Origin of the sequence: Salipiger sp. PrR007 (genome assembly GCF_010499845.1) — a bacterium.
GTDB classification, from domain to species: domain Bacteria; phylum Pseudomonadota; class Alphaproteobacteria; order Rhodobacterales; family Rhodobacteraceae; genus Salipiger; species Salipiger pacificus_A.
Genome location: NZ_JAAGOZ010000061.1, coordinates 77,024 through 90,342 on the forward strand (window position 1 = coordinate 77,024; position 13,319 = coordinate 90,342).

The 13,319-nt window shown below is 68.5% G+C and carries 12 protein-coding genes; 5 read left to right on the forward strand and 7 right to left on the reverse strand.

Going from position 1 to position 13,319, the window contains the following annotated elements; translation table 11 throughout:
• The first annotated feature begins 55 nt into the window (after window positions 1-55).
• Both choX and G0Q01_RS21270 read left to right on the forward strand, forming a co-directional pair.
• Entirely contained in the window at window positions 56-976 is a 921-nt protein-coding gene (gene choX, locus G0Q01_RS21265; protein WP_164197607.1) for a choline ABC transporter substrate-binding protein, read from the forward strand.
• Window positions 977-1,133: 157 nt separating this feature from the next.
• Window positions 1,134-3,239 carry a methyl-accepting chemotaxis protein gene (locus G0Q01_RS21270; RefSeq protein ID WP_164197608.1) on the forward strand — a complete coding sequence of 702 codons (2,106 nt, stop codon included), beginning with the start codon at window positions 1,134-1,136 and terminating at the stop codon, window positions 3,237-3,239.
• A gap of 88 nt (window positions 3,240-3,327) precedes the next feature.
• Here G0Q01_RS21270 and G0Q01_RS21275 read toward each other — a convergent pair whose 3' ends face one another.
• Together G0Q01_RS21275 and G0Q01_RS21280 are read right to left on the reverse strand one after the other, a co-directional pair.
• Complete coding sequence (locus G0Q01_RS21275; RefSeq protein ID WP_164197609.1) at window positions 3,328-3,936, reverse strand: enoyl-CoA hydratase/isomerase family protein; 609 nt, start codon at window positions 3,934-3,936, stop codon at window positions 3,328-3,330.
• Window positions 3,933-4,682: an SDR family oxidoreductase gene (locus G0Q01_RS21280; protein WP_164197610.1), complete on the reverse strand. Its 750-nt coding sequence runs from the start codon at window positions 4,680-4,682 to the stop codon at window positions 3,933-3,935. The genes G0Q01_RS21275 and G0Q01_RS21280 overlap by 4 nt, the downstream gene beginning before the upstream one ends.
• A 133-nt stretch (window positions 4,683-4,815) precedes the next feature.
• On the opposite strand from G0Q01_RS21280, the gene G0Q01_RS21285 reads away from it, so the two are divergent.
• Window positions 4,816-6,369: a DUF2125 domain-containing protein gene (locus tag G0Q01_RS21285; protein ID WP_164197611.1), complete on the forward strand. Its 1,554-nt coding sequence runs from the start codon at window positions 4,816-4,818 to the stop codon at window positions 6,367-6,369.
• Window positions 6,370-6,485: 116 nt separating this feature from the next.
• Here the strand turns inward: G0Q01_RS21285 and G0Q01_RS21290 are convergent, their stop codons facing one another.
• Window positions 6,486-7,703 (reverse strand): UbiH/UbiF/VisC/COQ6 family ubiquinone biosynthesis hydroxylase, encoded by a 1,218-nt coding sequence (locus tag G0Q01_RS21290; RefSeq protein WP_164197612.1) that lies wholly within the window; start codon window positions 7,701-7,703, stop codon window positions 6,486-6,488.
• A 119-nt stretch (window positions 7,704-7,822) separates the two neighbouring features.
• Between G0Q01_RS21290 and G0Q01_RS21295 the strand changes: the two genes are divergently transcribed.
• Window positions 7,823-9,151 carry an amidase gene (locus G0Q01_RS21295; RefSeq protein ID WP_164197613.1) on the forward strand — a complete coding sequence of 443 codons (1,329 nt, stop codon included), beginning with the start codon at window positions 7,823-7,825 and terminating at the stop codon, window positions 9,149-9,151.
• A gap of 63 nt (window positions 9,152-9,214) precedes the next feature.
• On the opposite strand, the gene G0Q01_RS21300 is transcribed toward G0Q01_RS21295, so the two are convergent.
• Window positions 9,215-10,390, reverse strand: coding sequence for a lytic murein transglycosylase (locus G0Q01_RS21300; RefSeq protein WP_164197614.1), 1,176 nt, complete (start codon window positions 10,388-10,390; stop codon window positions 9,215-9,217).
• Between the two features lie 244 nt (window positions 10,391-10,634).
• Here G0Q01_RS21300 and G0Q01_RS21305 point away from each other — a divergent pair, with 244 nt between their 5' ends.
• Window positions 10,635-11,021, forward strand: coding sequence for a response regulator transcription factor (locus tag G0Q01_RS21305; protein ID WP_164197615.1), 387 nt, complete (start codon window positions 10,635-10,637; stop codon window positions 11,019-11,021).
• Here the strand turns inward: G0Q01_RS21305 and G0Q01_RS21310 are convergent.
• The 3 genes from G0Q01_RS21310 to fmt form a co-directional block, all read right to left on the reverse strand.
• Window positions 11,018-11,998 (reverse strand): glutathione S-transferase family protein, encoded by a 981-nt coding sequence (locus G0Q01_RS21310; RefSeq protein ID WP_164197616.1) that lies wholly within the window; start codon window positions 11,996-11,998, stop codon window positions 11,018-11,020. The genes G0Q01_RS21305 and G0Q01_RS21310 overlap by 4 nt on opposite strands.
• A gap of 117 nt (window positions 11,999-12,115) precedes the next feature.
• On the reverse strand, window positions 12,116-12,352 hold the full coding sequence (locus G0Q01_RS21315) for a GlsB/YeaQ/YmgE family stress response membrane protein (RefSeq protein ID WP_108964400.1): 237 nt from the start codon (window positions 12,350-12,352) through the stop codon (window positions 12,116-12,118).
• A 14-nt stretch (window positions 12,353-12,366) separates the two neighbouring features.
• Window positions 12,367-13,281, reverse strand: coding sequence for a methionyl-tRNA formyltransferase (fmt, locus tag G0Q01_RS21320; RefSeq protein WP_164213844.1), 915 nt, complete (start codon window positions 13,279-13,281; stop codon window positions 12,367-12,369).
• Between the last annotated feature and the right edge of the window lie 38 nt (window positions 13,282-13,319).

Sequence of the window (13,319 nt, forward strand, 5' to 3'; positions counted from 1 at the left end):
GCATTGGCGAAAGGGGCTTACTTGCGCGCACAAAAAACCAACAGGGGACAAGATCATGACCATCTCCCGCCTCGCGCTTCTCACCGCGCTCGCCACGGCCGGCGCCGCCCATGCGGATTGCGACAGCGTCACCTTCTCGGACGTCGGCTGGACCGACATCACCGCCACCACTGCCGCCACCACCGTGGTGCTGCAGGCGCTTGGCTATGACACCGACATCAAGGTGCTTTCGGTGCCGGTCACCTATACCTCGATGGACCGCGGCGACGTGGATGTCTTCCTCGGCAACTGGATGCCCACCATGGAAGGCGATATCGCCCCCTATCGCGAGAAGGGCTCGGTCGACACGGTTCGAGCCAACCTCGAAGGCGCAAAGTACACGCTGGCCACCAACGCCGCCGGGGCTGCGCTCGGCATCGCCGATTTCGCCGACATCGCCGCCCATGCCGACGAGCTCGACGAGACCATCTACGGCATCGAACCGGGCAACGACGGCAACCGGCTGATCCTCGACATGATCGAGGCCGATGCCTTCGGCCTCAAGGCGTTCGACGTCAAGGAAAGCTCCGAGCAGGGCATGCTGGCGCAGGTCGACCGCGCCACCAAGCGCGATGAGCCGATCGTCTTCCTGGGCTGGGAGCCGCACCCGATGAACGCCAATTTCGACCTCACCTACCTGTCGGGCGGGGACGACTGGTTCGGCCCGGATTTCGGCGGTGCCACGGTCTACACGAACACCCGCGCCGGCTACGTTGAAGAGTGCCCCAACGTCGGCAAGCTGCTGGAGAATCTCGAATTCTCGCTGCAGATGGAAAACGAGATCATGGGCGCGATCCTCAACGACGGCACCGATCCCGACAAGGCCGCCGCCGCTTGGCTCAAGGCCAACGCGGGCGTGCTCGACGGCTGGCTCGAGGGCGTCACCACGCTTGAGGGGGGCGATGCCAAGGCCGCCGTGACCGCGGCCCTGAACTGACGCCGACCTCCGGCGCCCCGCCGTGATCAGGCGGGGCGCCGCGAAGCCAATCAATTTCGCGACATATTTCCGCTCGCGCCTTCGCGCCGTTCAGCAAGTGTTCACCCCTCCGGGTCCACAAGGTCCAAGCTTGCACTTCTTGGACGGACCCTTGCCAATGAGCCTGCGACTGATACTTCTGGGCGCGCTCGGCCCCCTTCTGGCGCTGGTGCTCTATTTCTCCGGGCAGGAGTTGCTGCGCCTGAACCGCAATGCCCAAGCGCTCGAGCGGGTCGCACGCATCGCGACCGAGGCCGAGGTGTTCGCGGATCTCGTGCACGCGCTGCAGAAGGAACGCGGCTATTCGGCCGGCTTCACCTCGTCCCGCGGCAAGAATTTCGCCGCCGATCTCGCGGCGCAGCGCCAGGCTACCGACGCCCTGCTCGCCAAGTTCTTCGATGCGGTCCCCGCGGCCGAAACCGCCGCCCCCATGACCATGGCCACCCTCCGCGAGCAGACCGACGCCCTGCCCGATCTTCGCGCAAAGATCGACCGCTTTGCCCTGAGCGTGCCTGAACTGGCCGGGACCTACACCGGGCTGGTGGATCTGCTGCTCGCCGCGGGACGGCAGATGCGCGACTTCGCACGCTCCCCGGCGACGCGCGCCCTCATGGAGGCGCGCGAGGAAATCGGCCTTGCCAAGGAAAGCGCCGGGCTGGCCCGCGCCATGGGCGCAACCGGGCTCGGAACCGATGTCTTCCCGCCGCAGGTGCACCGCCGCTTCATGGAACTCACCGCGCGCGAAAACGCCTCCCTCGCGCGCGCGGCGCTTGTACTGCAGCGGCCAGCCCTGCTCGACGAGCTGCGCGCCACCCCTGCCGCGCAGGCCTTGGCGCCGATGGTCGAAACGATCTCGGCGCTGCCCTACGGGGGCGCGCGCGGCACGCTGACCGCCCCTGCCTGGTTCGCCGCCTCGACGGCCTGGATCGATGCGCTCCGCGAAGTCGAGACCGGCCTCAGCACGCAAACCTCGGCGCTGGCGCTCGCCACCGCGCAAGAGGCGCGCAGGGCCCTGATGATCACAGGCGCGCTGACGCTCCTGGTCGCCCTCGCCACGGCCGGAACCGGGGTGCTGATCGCCGAGTTCGTCACGCGGCGGCTCGGGCGGCTCACCTCGGTGATGATGGATTTCGTCGAGGGCCGGTTCGAGGCCTGGGTGCCCTACATCGACAGCCGCGGCGAGATCGGGCACATGGCGCAGTCGATCTACCGCTTCAAGCAACTCTCGCGCGCCGCGATCGAAAAGCGCGCCGAGGACGAGGCCCAGCTCAATGCCCGCCACCAGCAGGTCGTCGATCTCGTCACCGAGGGTCTGAACGCGCTGGCCCGCGCCGATCTGACCCTGCGCTTTGACGAGCCTCTGGCCGAGGAATACGACGCGATCCGCAACGACTTCAACACCGCCACCGCCCGTCTGCGCGAGGTGATGCGCGCCGTCTCCGGCACCGTCGGAGAGATCGAGGAACGCTCGCGCGGGTTGCGTGGCTCGGCCGCCGATCTCTCCGAACGCACCACCGCCCAGGTCGAGACCATCAGCAGCACCGCTGAGACGGTCTCGGGGCTGACCAGCACCCTGGCCGAGACCAATGGCGCGCTGAAGGACGTGAAGGACCTCGCCGATGAGGCCAAGGGCCGCGCCGACCGCTCGGGCGAGGTGGTGCGCAATGCGGTGGCCGCCATGGATCGTATCGCCGAGAGCTCCGGGCGTATCGCGCAGATCACCGCGGTGATCGAGGACATTTCCTTCCAGACAAATCTCCTAGCGCTCAACGCCGGGGTCGAGGCCGCACGCGCAGGCGAGTCGGGCCGGGGCTTCGCGGTGGTCGCCATGGAGGTGCAAGGGCTCGCCAGCCGCTCCGCCGATGCCGCGCTCGAGATCAAGGGCCTGATCGAGGAAAGCGCCCGGGAGGTCAGCGGCGGCGTCAACCTCGTGGGAGAGACCGGCGAGGCGCTGCAGGCCATTCTCGAACAGATCCTCCGGGTCGACGAGGTCCTCTCGAATATCAGCGCCGCCGCCGAGGCGCAGAACCGCGAGCTTCAGGGGGTGAACAACGCCATGACCCGGCTGCGCGACCTTACCTCCCAGAACATCGAGGTCGCCGATGCCAGCCGGGACGCCTCCACCGAGCTCGCTGAGGGGGCGCAGAGGCTTTCAGCACTGGTAAGCGAATTCGACCTGCGCGCCCCGCAGGACGCCCATCCACCGCAAAGCCGCGCGGCCTGACGGATCGGCGGTGCGCGCGAAACCCCTCGCGCAGGCCATCCCTGCCGGGTGAACGGCGCGCGCGCATCGTCGCCTGGCGGGGGGCGCCTTAGCGGATCAGCGCCTTGATGGCGGCCGCATGCGACGGGTCGGCCGACAACATGTCCTCGGCCAGCGCGCGCGCCGTGACCAGCAGATCCTCTGGCGCCACGATGCGGTCGATCAACCCCCAATCCCGCGCCTCTTCCACCGGCACCTTCTGCCCCGCCATCAGGATCATCTTGGTCCGCGCCGGGCCGACCAGCGATGCGAGCCGCGCCGGGTCCGACGGCTGCGGCAGAAAGCCCAGCGCCATCACCGGGTAGAAAACCTTGGCTCCTGGCACCGCGATACGCAGATCGCAGGCCAGCGCCATGCCCATCGCTCCGCCGGCCACCGTGCCGTTGAGCGCGCAAATGCTCAGCCCCGGCAGTGCCGCGAGGGCGCCGGAAAGACGCTCCCAGAGCGGCGAGGTCGCGAGCCCCGCCCGCGCCACCTCGAGGTCCGCACCGGCCGAGAACACGCGCCCGGTGCCGGTGATCACCAGCACCTGCGCTTCGCGCGCCGCCTCGGCGATCTCGCACAGGCGCTCGAGCATCTCCGGGGTGAGCGAATTGGCCTTCTCGGGACGGTCGATCACCGCCAGCCAGTAACCGCCCTCCCGCGCGAGCGAGATCATGCGACGCCGATCGCGCGGCGCACCGCCTCATCGCGCAGCGAGATCTCGCTGCCGAGGTAGTCGTCGGTCTCGGACCCGCACATCCAAAGCAGCGCCTTTGCCACCCACTCGGGCGGAATGTGGTCTTCCCAGTCCAGCTCGCTGACCGGGTTCACCCCCGAGGCCTTGATCGTGCGCTGCATCTGCGTGGCCACCGTGCCGGGCGAGAGCGAGATCGCGCGGATGCCGCGATCTCGGTACTCGGCATCGGCCATGCGGGTCAGCATCAGCGCCCCCGCCTTCGAGGCGCAATAGGCCGACCAGCCTTCGAGCGGGTGATGTGCAGCGCCGGAGCCGATGGTCAGCACCGTGCCGCTCCCCGCCGCCAGCATCAGCGGCAACGCGGCGTGCATTCCGTGGTAAACGCCCTTGAGATTCACGTCGACGGCCTGCCCCCAGGCGCCGGGGTCGGCGCCGGCCAGCGGCGCGATCGGCTCGATCACCCCGGCATTGTTCACCAGCACGTCGATCCGCCCGAAGGCCGAGACGCAGGCCTGCACCGCCTGGTCGACCTCCCAGTAGCGCGAGATGTCGCAGGGGATCGCAATCGCCTTCGGCCCGATCTCGCCAGCCAGCTCGGCCACCGCCTCGCGGCCGCGCGCCACCAGCGCGACATTTGCCCCGGCTTCGGCAAAAAGACGCGCCGCCGCTGCGCCAATGCCCCGGCTCGCGCCGGTGATCAGCGCGGTTTTCCCCGTCAGGTCCATGGTTTGCCCCATCGCTAGCAGAATCCCCCTCTTGGTAAACACTGGCTTACCCACGGTCCAGCCTCTTGACCCCAACGCGGGGGAAGGCGAACTCTAGGCCATTGTTTACGGCCTACGTCTGAAAGGATTGGATATGCGGTTTCTCACTGGGGATCTCGGGGCAAGATTGGGGGTCGGCGCAACAGCGCTGACCCTGGCGCTGCCCGCCCATGCCGATGTCACTCCCGCCGAGGTCTGGGACGACCTGTCGGAGCTGCTCGAAGGCGTCGGCTACGAGGTCTCGGTCACCGAAAGCGAGAGCGGCGGCAACCTGATGTTGGGCGATCTGACCTTGCGCATGGCGATCCCCGAGAGCGAGGGCCAGGCGGCCGGCGATGTCACAGTTGGGCTTGCCGACCTCACTCTGGAGGATCTCGGCGACGGCACCGTCGGGCTGCGCTTTCCGAGCCCCATGCCGATCGAGGTGCGCGTCTCCGAAGAGGGCACCGAGCCGGTCGAGATGACGCTCGAGCTGGCGCAGCAGGCGCTCAGCCTCGTCGCCTCGGGCGATCCCGACGCCCTGAACTACACCTACAGCGCCGAGGCCACCAAGCTCGAGCTGATCCGCCTTCTGGCCGAGGGCAAGGAGCTTTCCCGCGACGTATTCAGTGCCAGTCTCGCCACCGGCCCGCTCTCCGGCAGCTCCCAGGTCGCCACGGCAGACGGCAAGCGCCGCTACAGTCACAGCTACCAGGCGGATGAGCTGCGCTACGACCTCTCGGGCAGCGATCCCGAGCAGCCAGGCAGCACCGGACAGGTCTCGGGTCGGGTGACCGGCCTGACCAGCCGCGGCGAATCGGTGATCCCCGAAGCTGCGCCCGGCAGCGATGCCGTCGCGATCATGGGCGCCGGTTTCGAGGGCAGCGGCACAATCACCTTCGACAGCGGCCAGACCACCTTTGCCCTGACCGACGGCGGCGAGACGATGACCGGCAGCAGCAGCTCTCAGGGCGGCTCGCTCGAAGGCGCGATCGACAGCACCCGGATGAGCTATGCCTTCGGCCTCAAGGCGCTCAGCTACGAGGCCGAGGGCGGCGATCTGCCCTTCCCGATCAGTGCCGCGATCGATCAACTCAGCCTGAACCTATCGATGCCGCTGGCGAAATCCGACACACCGCAGGACATGGCCCTCGGGGTGACCCTCGGCGGGCTGACCCTGTCGGATGCGATCTGGGGCATCTTCGATCCCGGCGCCACGCTGCCGCGCGATCCGGCCACGCTGGCCTTCGACCTCACCGGCAAGGTGACACCGTTGGTCTCGCTCTTTGACCCCGCCGGGCTGACAAAGCTCGAGGAGGAAGAGACCCCGCCGGCGGAGCTCAACGCGCTCACGCTGAACAGCCTGACGGTCTCGGCTGCGGGAGCGGAAATCACCGGACAGGGCGATTTCGCCTTCAACCAGGAGGACACCCAGAGCTTCGGCGGCATGCCTGCGCCCGAAGGCGAAGTGACCTTCAACATCAGCGGCGCCAACGGGCTGATCGACAAGCTGATCGCCATGGGGCTGCTGAGCCAGCAGGACGCCATGGGCGCACGGATGATGCTGGGCATGTTCACCGTGCCGGGCTCCGAGCCGGACACCCAGACTTCGACCATCGAGGTGAACGAGCAGGGTCAGATCCTCGCCAACGGCCAGCGGATCAAGTAACGCCCCTAGAAAAGCAGCGGGCGGACCGATGCATCCGCCCGCTGTTTCTTATGCTCCCGCGCAAATCTCTACGAAGGGATTTGCGAGCTCCCTCGAAGGAATTTGGCTAGCCCGCCCTATTTCGCCATGAGATCCGGCAACTCGCCAGTAAGCCCCGCCGCCTCGCGCACGAAGTTGCGGCGCAGGCCGGGGACACCCTGCACCAGCGCCATGCCAAGGTCGCGCCCGGCGCGCAGGATCGGGTTGTCGTTCGAGAAGAGCCGGTTGAACAGATCCGTCGCCGCCGCCAGCGCCGCCGTGTCGAAGCGACGCCAGCTTTGGTACCGCGCCAGCACCAGAGGCGAGGCCACATCCTCGCCGCGCCGCTGCGCATGGGTCAGAACATGCGCCAGCGCCGCCACGTCGCGCAGCCCGGCGTTGAGCCCCTGCCCGGCGATCGGGTGCATGCCATGCGCCGCGTCTCCCACCAGCGCCAGCCGATCGGCGATGAAGGCATTCGCCAGGGTCAGCCCCAACGGGTAGGTGTAGCGCGGCCCGGCGAGGGATATCTCGCCGAGGAAGTCGCCGAAACGCGGGCGCAGCACCTGCAGGTATTCCTCGTCCGGCAGGGCGTGGATGGCACGGGCCAATGCGTCCTTCTCGCTCCAGACGATCGAACTGCGGTTGCCGGTGAGCGGCAGGATGGCGAGCGGCCCGCTCGGCATGAAGAACTGATGCGCCACGCCCTCGTGCGGCAGTTCGTGCGCGATGGCGCAGACCAGCGCGGTCTGCCCGTAGCTCCAGCCCATGCGCCTGATCCCGGCGCGCGCGGCGGTGCCGCTGCTGCGCCCGTCCGCACCGATCAGCAGCCGCCCGCGCAGGGTGCCGCCATCCGCCAGGGTCACCGTGACCCCCGAGACGTCCACCGCCTGCCCGACCACCGTCGCCGAGGCGCGATGGGTGACCAGCGGCTCGGCGGTCATCGCCTCGAGCAGAGCGCGGCGCAGGAAGCGGTCTTCGACCATATGGCCCATCGGGCCTTCCTCGATTTCCGCCGAGGCGAAATCGAGCCCGAGAAAGACCTCCGCCTCGCCAACCCGCCCGTCGGTGACACGGATCGCGCTCATCGGCTGGGCGTCGGGGGAAAGCTGCTCCCACAGCCCGAGATTGGCCAGCAGCCGCACCGAGGCAAGCGCCAGCGCGTAGGCGCGGCCATCGAACTCGGGGTCGGCCCGCATCTCGGCGGGCAGGGCGTCGATGACGGTGGCGCTGAGGCCGGCCTTGGCCGCCGCCAGCGCAAGGGCTGGCCCGTTGAGGCCGCCGCCGATAATGAGCAGATCGCTGTCCTGTGTCATGGGGCGTACTATGGTCCTGCGGGTGGGATTGTCCATGCGCCGCCGTGCCGCTACCGTCGCGCCAATCGAAAAAAGCAAAGCCGCCCAGGATGGAAGGCGGCCTCAACAAGGAAAGCGGCATGACGGACTGGACAGGGAAAAGCGCGGCAGAGCTGGGGCGGGCGATCGGTGCGGGCGAAGTCGACCCGGTCGATCTGGCGCAGGCCTATCTCGACAAAATCGCGGCGCACCCGCTGAGGGATCGCATTTACGCGCGGGTGACGCCTGACCGCGCACTGGCCGAGGCGAAAGCCGCTAGCGCCCGCGCCAAGGCGGGCATGCGCCTCTCGCCGCTCGACGGCGTGCCGGTGAGCTGGAAGGACCTCTTCGACACGGCCGGCGTGGCGACCGAGGCGGGCTCGAAGCTGCTTGAGGGCCGGGTGCCCGAGACCGACGCCGAAGTGCTGCAGACCGCCACCGCCATGGGGCTGGTCTGCCTCGGCAAGACTCACTTGTCGGAGCTGGCCTTCTCCGGCCTCGGTCTGAACCCGGTCACCGCGACCCCGCCCTCGGTCAATGACGCCGAGGCGGTGGCGGGCGGGTCCTCCTCGGGCGCCGCGGCCTCGGTCGCCTTCGGCCTTGCCGCCGCCGCGGTCGGCTCGGACACCGGCGGCTCGGTGCGCATCCCCGCGGCCTGGAACGATCTCGTCGGCCTCAAGACCACCGCGGGGCGCCTGTCGCTGGTCGGCGCGGTGCCGCTGGCCTCGCGCTTCGACACGGTCGGCCCGCTGTGCCGCACCGTCGAAGACGCGGCGCTGATGCTTGCCGCCCTCGAGGGTCGCCGTGTCCCCGACCTGACCGGCGCCTCCCTCGAAGGCGTGCGCTTCGCCGCGCTCACCACCATCGTCATGGACGGGCTGCGCCCCGAGCCGGCCGCCGCCTACCATTCGGCGCTTGAGCGACTGGGAGCCGCGGGCGCCGAGATCGTGCCGCTCGACGTGCCCGAGGTCGCCATCCCCATGGGCGACGCCGCCGTGCTCTACACCGCGGAAGCCTGGGCCACCTGGGGTGATGACATCACCGACCGCGGCGATCTGATGTTCGCGCCAATCCGCGAGCGTTTCGAGGGCGGCAAGGCCTTCACCGCCGCCGAGTACCTCCGTGCTTGGGAGCGGATGATGCAGGCCCGCGCCGCCTGGGCCGAGGCCACCGCGGGCTTCGACGCGGTGCTTTGCCCCAGCGCCCCGAACCTGCCGCCCAAGGTCGACCGGCTGCTCAGCGACGACGACTACTACGTGACCGAGAACCTGCTCACCCTGCGCAACACTCGGGTCGGCAATGTCATGGGGCTCTGCGCGACCACGCTGCCCACCGGCACGCCGAGCTGCGGGATTTCGCTGATGGCCGCGCCGATGGAGGAGGACCGCCTCCTGCGCCTCTCCGCCGCCGCCGAAACCGCTCTCGCCTGATCGGAAAACACCAAGGCCGGGCGTTGTCCGCCCGGCCCTTTCCGCAGGCCTGCAGCATTACGTTCAGAAGCCCTGCAGCAGCTCTGCCGTTGGCCAGCCATCGACAGCAAGGCCCATCTCGGCCTGCACCTTCCGCACTGCGCTCCGCGTCCCCGCGCCGAGGATGCCATCCGCCTCTCCGACGTCGAAGCCGCGCGCCTGCAACTTGCGCTGCAACTGCTGCATCTGCGGCCCCGAAAGCCCCGGCGCAGGGCTGCCCGCGTCGTAGACCGGCGCGCCCTCGAGCCTTGTGGCGAAGTACCCCGCGGTCAGCACGTAGGTGAAGCTCTGGTTCCACTCGAAGAAAACCCGGAAGTTCGGATAGGCGATGAAGGCAGGACCGCCCCGCCCATGTGGCAGGATGATCGAGGCCTGCAACCGCCCGTCATCCAGCGCGCCATTGCGCCCGGCAACTCCCAGCCGCTCCCATTCGGCGACGGTCAGGCTCGTTTCCAGGCCGGTCATCGACCAGTCGAACTCCGCCGGTAGAGTGATCTCCTGCAGCCAGGGCTCGTTGGGACGCCAGCCAAGGCCCGAGAGCATCCGTGCGCCCGACATCAGCGCATCGGGCACCGACGCCTTGAGCCGCACATGCCCGTCGCCATCGCCGTCGACGCCGTTCTCGATGATGTCCCGGGGCAGCATCTGTACCATGCCGATCTCGCCCGCCCAGGCCCCGGTGGTGGTCGCAGGGTCGAAATCGCCGTGCTCGTAAAGCTCGAGCGCGGCGATCAACTGCGGGCGGAACAGCTCGGGCCGACGGCAATCATGCGCCAGCGTGGCCAGCGCATTGGCGGTGTTGAAGTTGCCCTGGTAGCCACCGTAGTCGGTCTCGAAAGCCCAGAAGGCCAGCAGCACCCCGCGAGAGATGCCGTAGTCGCGCTCGATCCGGTCAAAAACGGCATCCCACTCGTCGGCCTTGCGGCGCCCCTTGTCGAGCCGGTCCTGCGAGATCAGCTTGCGCGAGAACTCGATGAAAGGGGCCTGAAAGATGCCCTGCGCCCGGTCGGCTTTCAGGACCTTGGGGTCCTGCCTGAGGCCGGAGAAGAAGCGCTCTGCCATCGCCGGGTTCGCGCCTTGCGCCACGGCCTCTTCGGACACGCCGCGCAAGAAGTCGCGGAAGTCGCCGCCGCAGGGCACCGATTGCGCCTGCGCCGCCACGGGAAGCAGCAGGGCGGTCAGGAAGGGCAGGACACGCATCGACACCTCGCACAAAGACTGCCCCCACCCTATCAGCCCGCGACCGGCAGGCAAGCGGTCCGGGCTCCGCACCGATCACGCCCGGTTGCAGGCCCTGTGAGCGAATATTCATCGCTGCCGGGCAAAATTAATGTTTTGTTTAGGAAGCCGCCCGAAAACAGTGGAGCAGGACAAATCCGGCTAAAATCGAGAACAGATCACGGTCAGCTGCGGTCAAGGGGAAGTGTCCACCGGGAGATGATGAATGAAAGTCCTCATCGTACAAGGTGACCAGACCCTCGCCCGGATTTGGAGCCGCCATCTTGTAGGCAACGGCGCCAACGTCCTCGTCGCGCAGGACCAAGAGGGCGCAACCCAGATGCTCCGCGGCGAGGACATCGACGTGATCGTGCTCGACCTGATGCTCGCCGCGGGCAGCGCACTTGCGGTCGCGGATTTCGCCTCTTACCGGCAGCCCAACTGTCGCGTCGTCTTCGTGACGAACGCGCCAGTCTTTTCTGACGGCTCGATCTTCCGTCACTGCGCCAATGCCTGCGCCTACCTGCCAACGGCGACGGCCCCCGCGGACCTGGCCGCCATGGTCGAACATTACGGCGCGCCGCGCCGTCTGAGTTCTCAGCCCGCGCTTTAGAGCGCGTCGCGCCCATGCGGCGCATCGAGCTCGAGCACCGGCCCGATCGGCACGATGCGGTGCGGATTGATCGTGTCGTGGCTGTAGTGGTAGTGCCGCGTGATGTGGTCGAGCCGCACCGTCTCTGCCACGCCCGGCCATTGGTAAAGCTCGCGGACATAGGCCCAGAGCGCCGGGTAGTCGACGATCCGGCGCCGGTTGCACTTGAAATGGCCATGGTAGACCGTATCGAAGCGGATCAGCGTGGTGAACAGCCGCCAATCGGCCTCGGTGATCCGGTCGCCCATCAGGTAGCGCTGGCCGGACAGGCGCGCCTCGAGCCAGTCGAGCGTCTCGAAGAGCGGCAGAACCGCTGCCTCGTAGGCCTCCTGCGAGGTCGCGAAGCCCGCCTTGTAGACGCCGTTGTTGACCGTGTCGTAGATGCGCGCGTTCACCGGCTCGATGGCCTCGCGCAGCGCCTCGGGCCAATAGTCATCCGTGTTGCCGGTCAGCCCGTCGAAGGCAGAGTTGAACATGCGGATGATCTCGGCGCTCTCGTTGGACACGATGGTCTCGCGCTGGCGATCCCAGAGCACCGGCACGGTCACCCGCCCCGAGATCTCCGGATCGGCTTTGAGATAGATGTCGCGCAGGAAGGGCAGATCGTGCAGCCGGTCGCCGGTGGCACCCTCGAAGTCGGTGCGGAACTCCCAGCCTTCGGACAGCATCTCGGGATGGACGACGCTCACGGGGATAAGGTCACCGAGCCCTTTGAGAGCCCGGAAAATCAGCGCTCGATGCGCCCAGGGGCAGGCATAGCTGACGTAAAGATGATAGCGGTCCGGCTCGGCCTTGAAGCCGCCCTCGCCCGAGGGTCCTGCGCTGCCGTCCGCAGTGATCCAGTTGCGGAACTTGGCAGTGGACCGGACAAATTTCCCGCCGGTCTTGCTGGTGTCATACCAGGTGTCCTGCCATTCGCCGTCGACCAGTTGGCCCATGATGTGCGCGCTCCCTGCGTTTTCTTTCAAGAAATACGTAGGGGAGCTGCCTGTCCCGGCAAACAGGCACCCGCGCGCAGCCCCTCCGGCATGAGCGCACAGCCGGGGCGTGCTAGCTCAGCGCGACCCGAACCTCTGAAGGATCCAGATCAGCAGCATCGCGCCCAGCACCGCGCCGATGAGCCCGGCGAGCGCACCGGTCACCGCGATCAGCCCGCGCAGCACAAGCCCGCCGATGAGCGCGCCGCCCATGCCGAGGGCCACCGTCTGCAGCACGCCAGTCCGCACCTGCATGACTCGCGTGGCAAAGAAGCCCGCCGCGGCGCCGATGATCAGAAGCCAGAGAATGCCCATGCCGTGTCCTCCCGCTATGCGCCGCCCAGCACCGTGCCGGCGGGAACCTTCATGCCGCGCAGGAAGGTCTCCGCATCCTGCGCGCCCTTGCCCGCGCGCTGCGCCCGGGTGATCTGCACCGCGCCCGAGCCGCAGGCGATGACGAAGCCCCCGTCCAGCGCCTCGCCCGGCGCGCCCTCGCCCGGAACCACCCGCGCGCCGAGGAGCTTGACGCGCTCGCCATCCACCATGGTCCAGGCCCCCGGGAAGGGCGCCAGCCCGCGGATTCGCCGCGAGACCTCCTCGGCGGGCAGGCTCCAGTCCAGCACCGCCTCGGCCTTGTCGATCTTCTGCGCATAGGTCACCCCCGCCTCGGGCTGCGGCACTGGCTCCAGCAGGTCCAGCCGCTCGAGCGCGGTGACGATAAGCCGGGCGCCCATCTTGGAGAGCCGGTCATGCAACTCCCCGGTGGTCTCCTCGGCGCCAATGGTGAGCGCCTCGCGCAGCAGCACCGGACCGGTGTCGAGCCCCGCCTCCATCTGCATGATGCACACGCCGGTCTCCGGGTCGCCGGACAGGATCGCCCGGTGGATCGGCGCCGCCCCGCGCCAGCGCGGCAGCAAGGACGCGTGGATATTCAGACAGCCGCGCGCAGGCGCATCGAGGATCGCCTGCGGCAGGATCAGCCCGTAGGCCACGACCACCGCCACATCGGCCTTCAGCGCGGCGAATTCCGCCTGCTCGTCAGCCCCCCGCAGGCTCGCCGGGTGGCGCACCTCCAACCCCAGCGCCTCGGCGCGGGCCTGCACCGGCGAGGGCCGGTCCTTCTTGCCGCGCCCGGCGGGCCGCGGCGGCTGGCTGTAGACCGCGGCGATCTCGTGTCCGGCCCCGACCAGCGACTCGAGCACCGGCACCGAAAAGTCCGGCGTTCCCATGAAGACCATGCGCATCCGCCGCCCCTTTCCTGTTTCCAAAGATACCCCAAGGG

What these genes read in the sequence shown, in the direction of transcription:
- choX (WP_164197607.1), top strand. Translation starts at nt 56, where the DNA reads ATGACCATCTCCCGCCTCGCGCTTCTCACCGCGCTCGCCACGGCCGGC.
- G0Q01_RS21270 (WP_164197608.1), top strand. Translation starts at nt 1,134, where the DNA reads ATGAGCCTGCGACTGATACTTCTGGGCGCGCTCGGCCCCCTTCTGGCG.
- G0Q01_RS21275 (WP_164197609.1), bottom strand. Translation starts at nt 3,936, where the DNA reads ATGATCTCGCTCGCGCGGGAGGGCGGTTACTGGCTGGCGGTGATCGAC.
- G0Q01_RS21280 (WP_164197610.1), bottom strand. Translation starts at nt 4,682, where the DNA reads ATGGACCTGACGGGGAAAACCGCGCTGATCACCGGCGCGAGCCGGGGC.
- G0Q01_RS21285 (WP_164197611.1), top strand. Translation starts at nt 4,816, where the DNA reads ATGCGGTTTCTCACTGGGGATCTCGGGGCAAGATTGGGGGTCGGCGCA.
- G0Q01_RS21290 (WP_164197612.1), bottom strand. Translation starts at nt 7,703, where the DNA reads ATGACACAGGACAGCGATCTGCTCATTATCGGCGGCGGCCTCAACGGG.
- G0Q01_RS21295 (WP_164197613.1), top strand. Translation starts at nt 7,823, where the DNA reads ATGACGGACTGGACAGGGAAAAGCGCGGCAGAGCTGGGGCGGGCGATC.
- G0Q01_RS21300 (WP_164197614.1), bottom strand. Translation starts at nt 10,390, where the DNA reads ATGCGTGTCCTGCCCTTCCTGACCGCCCTGCTGCTTCCCGTGGCGGCG.
- G0Q01_RS21305 (WP_164197615.1), top strand. Translation starts at nt 10,635, where the DNA reads ATGAAAGTCCTCATCGTACAAGGTGACCAGACCCTCGCCCGGATTTGG.
- G0Q01_RS21310 (WP_164197616.1), bottom strand. Translation starts at nt 11,998, where the DNA reads ATGGGCCAACTGGTCGACGGCGAATGGCAGGACACCTGGTATGACACC.
- G0Q01_RS21315 (WP_108964400.1), bottom strand. Translation starts at nt 12,352, where the DNA reads ATGGGCATTCTCTGGCTTCTGATCATCGGCGCCGCGGCGGGCTTCTTT.
- fmt (WP_164213844.1), bottom strand. Translation starts at nt 13,281, where the DNA reads ATGCGCATGGTCTTCATGGGAACGCCGGACTTTTCGGTGCCGGTGCTC.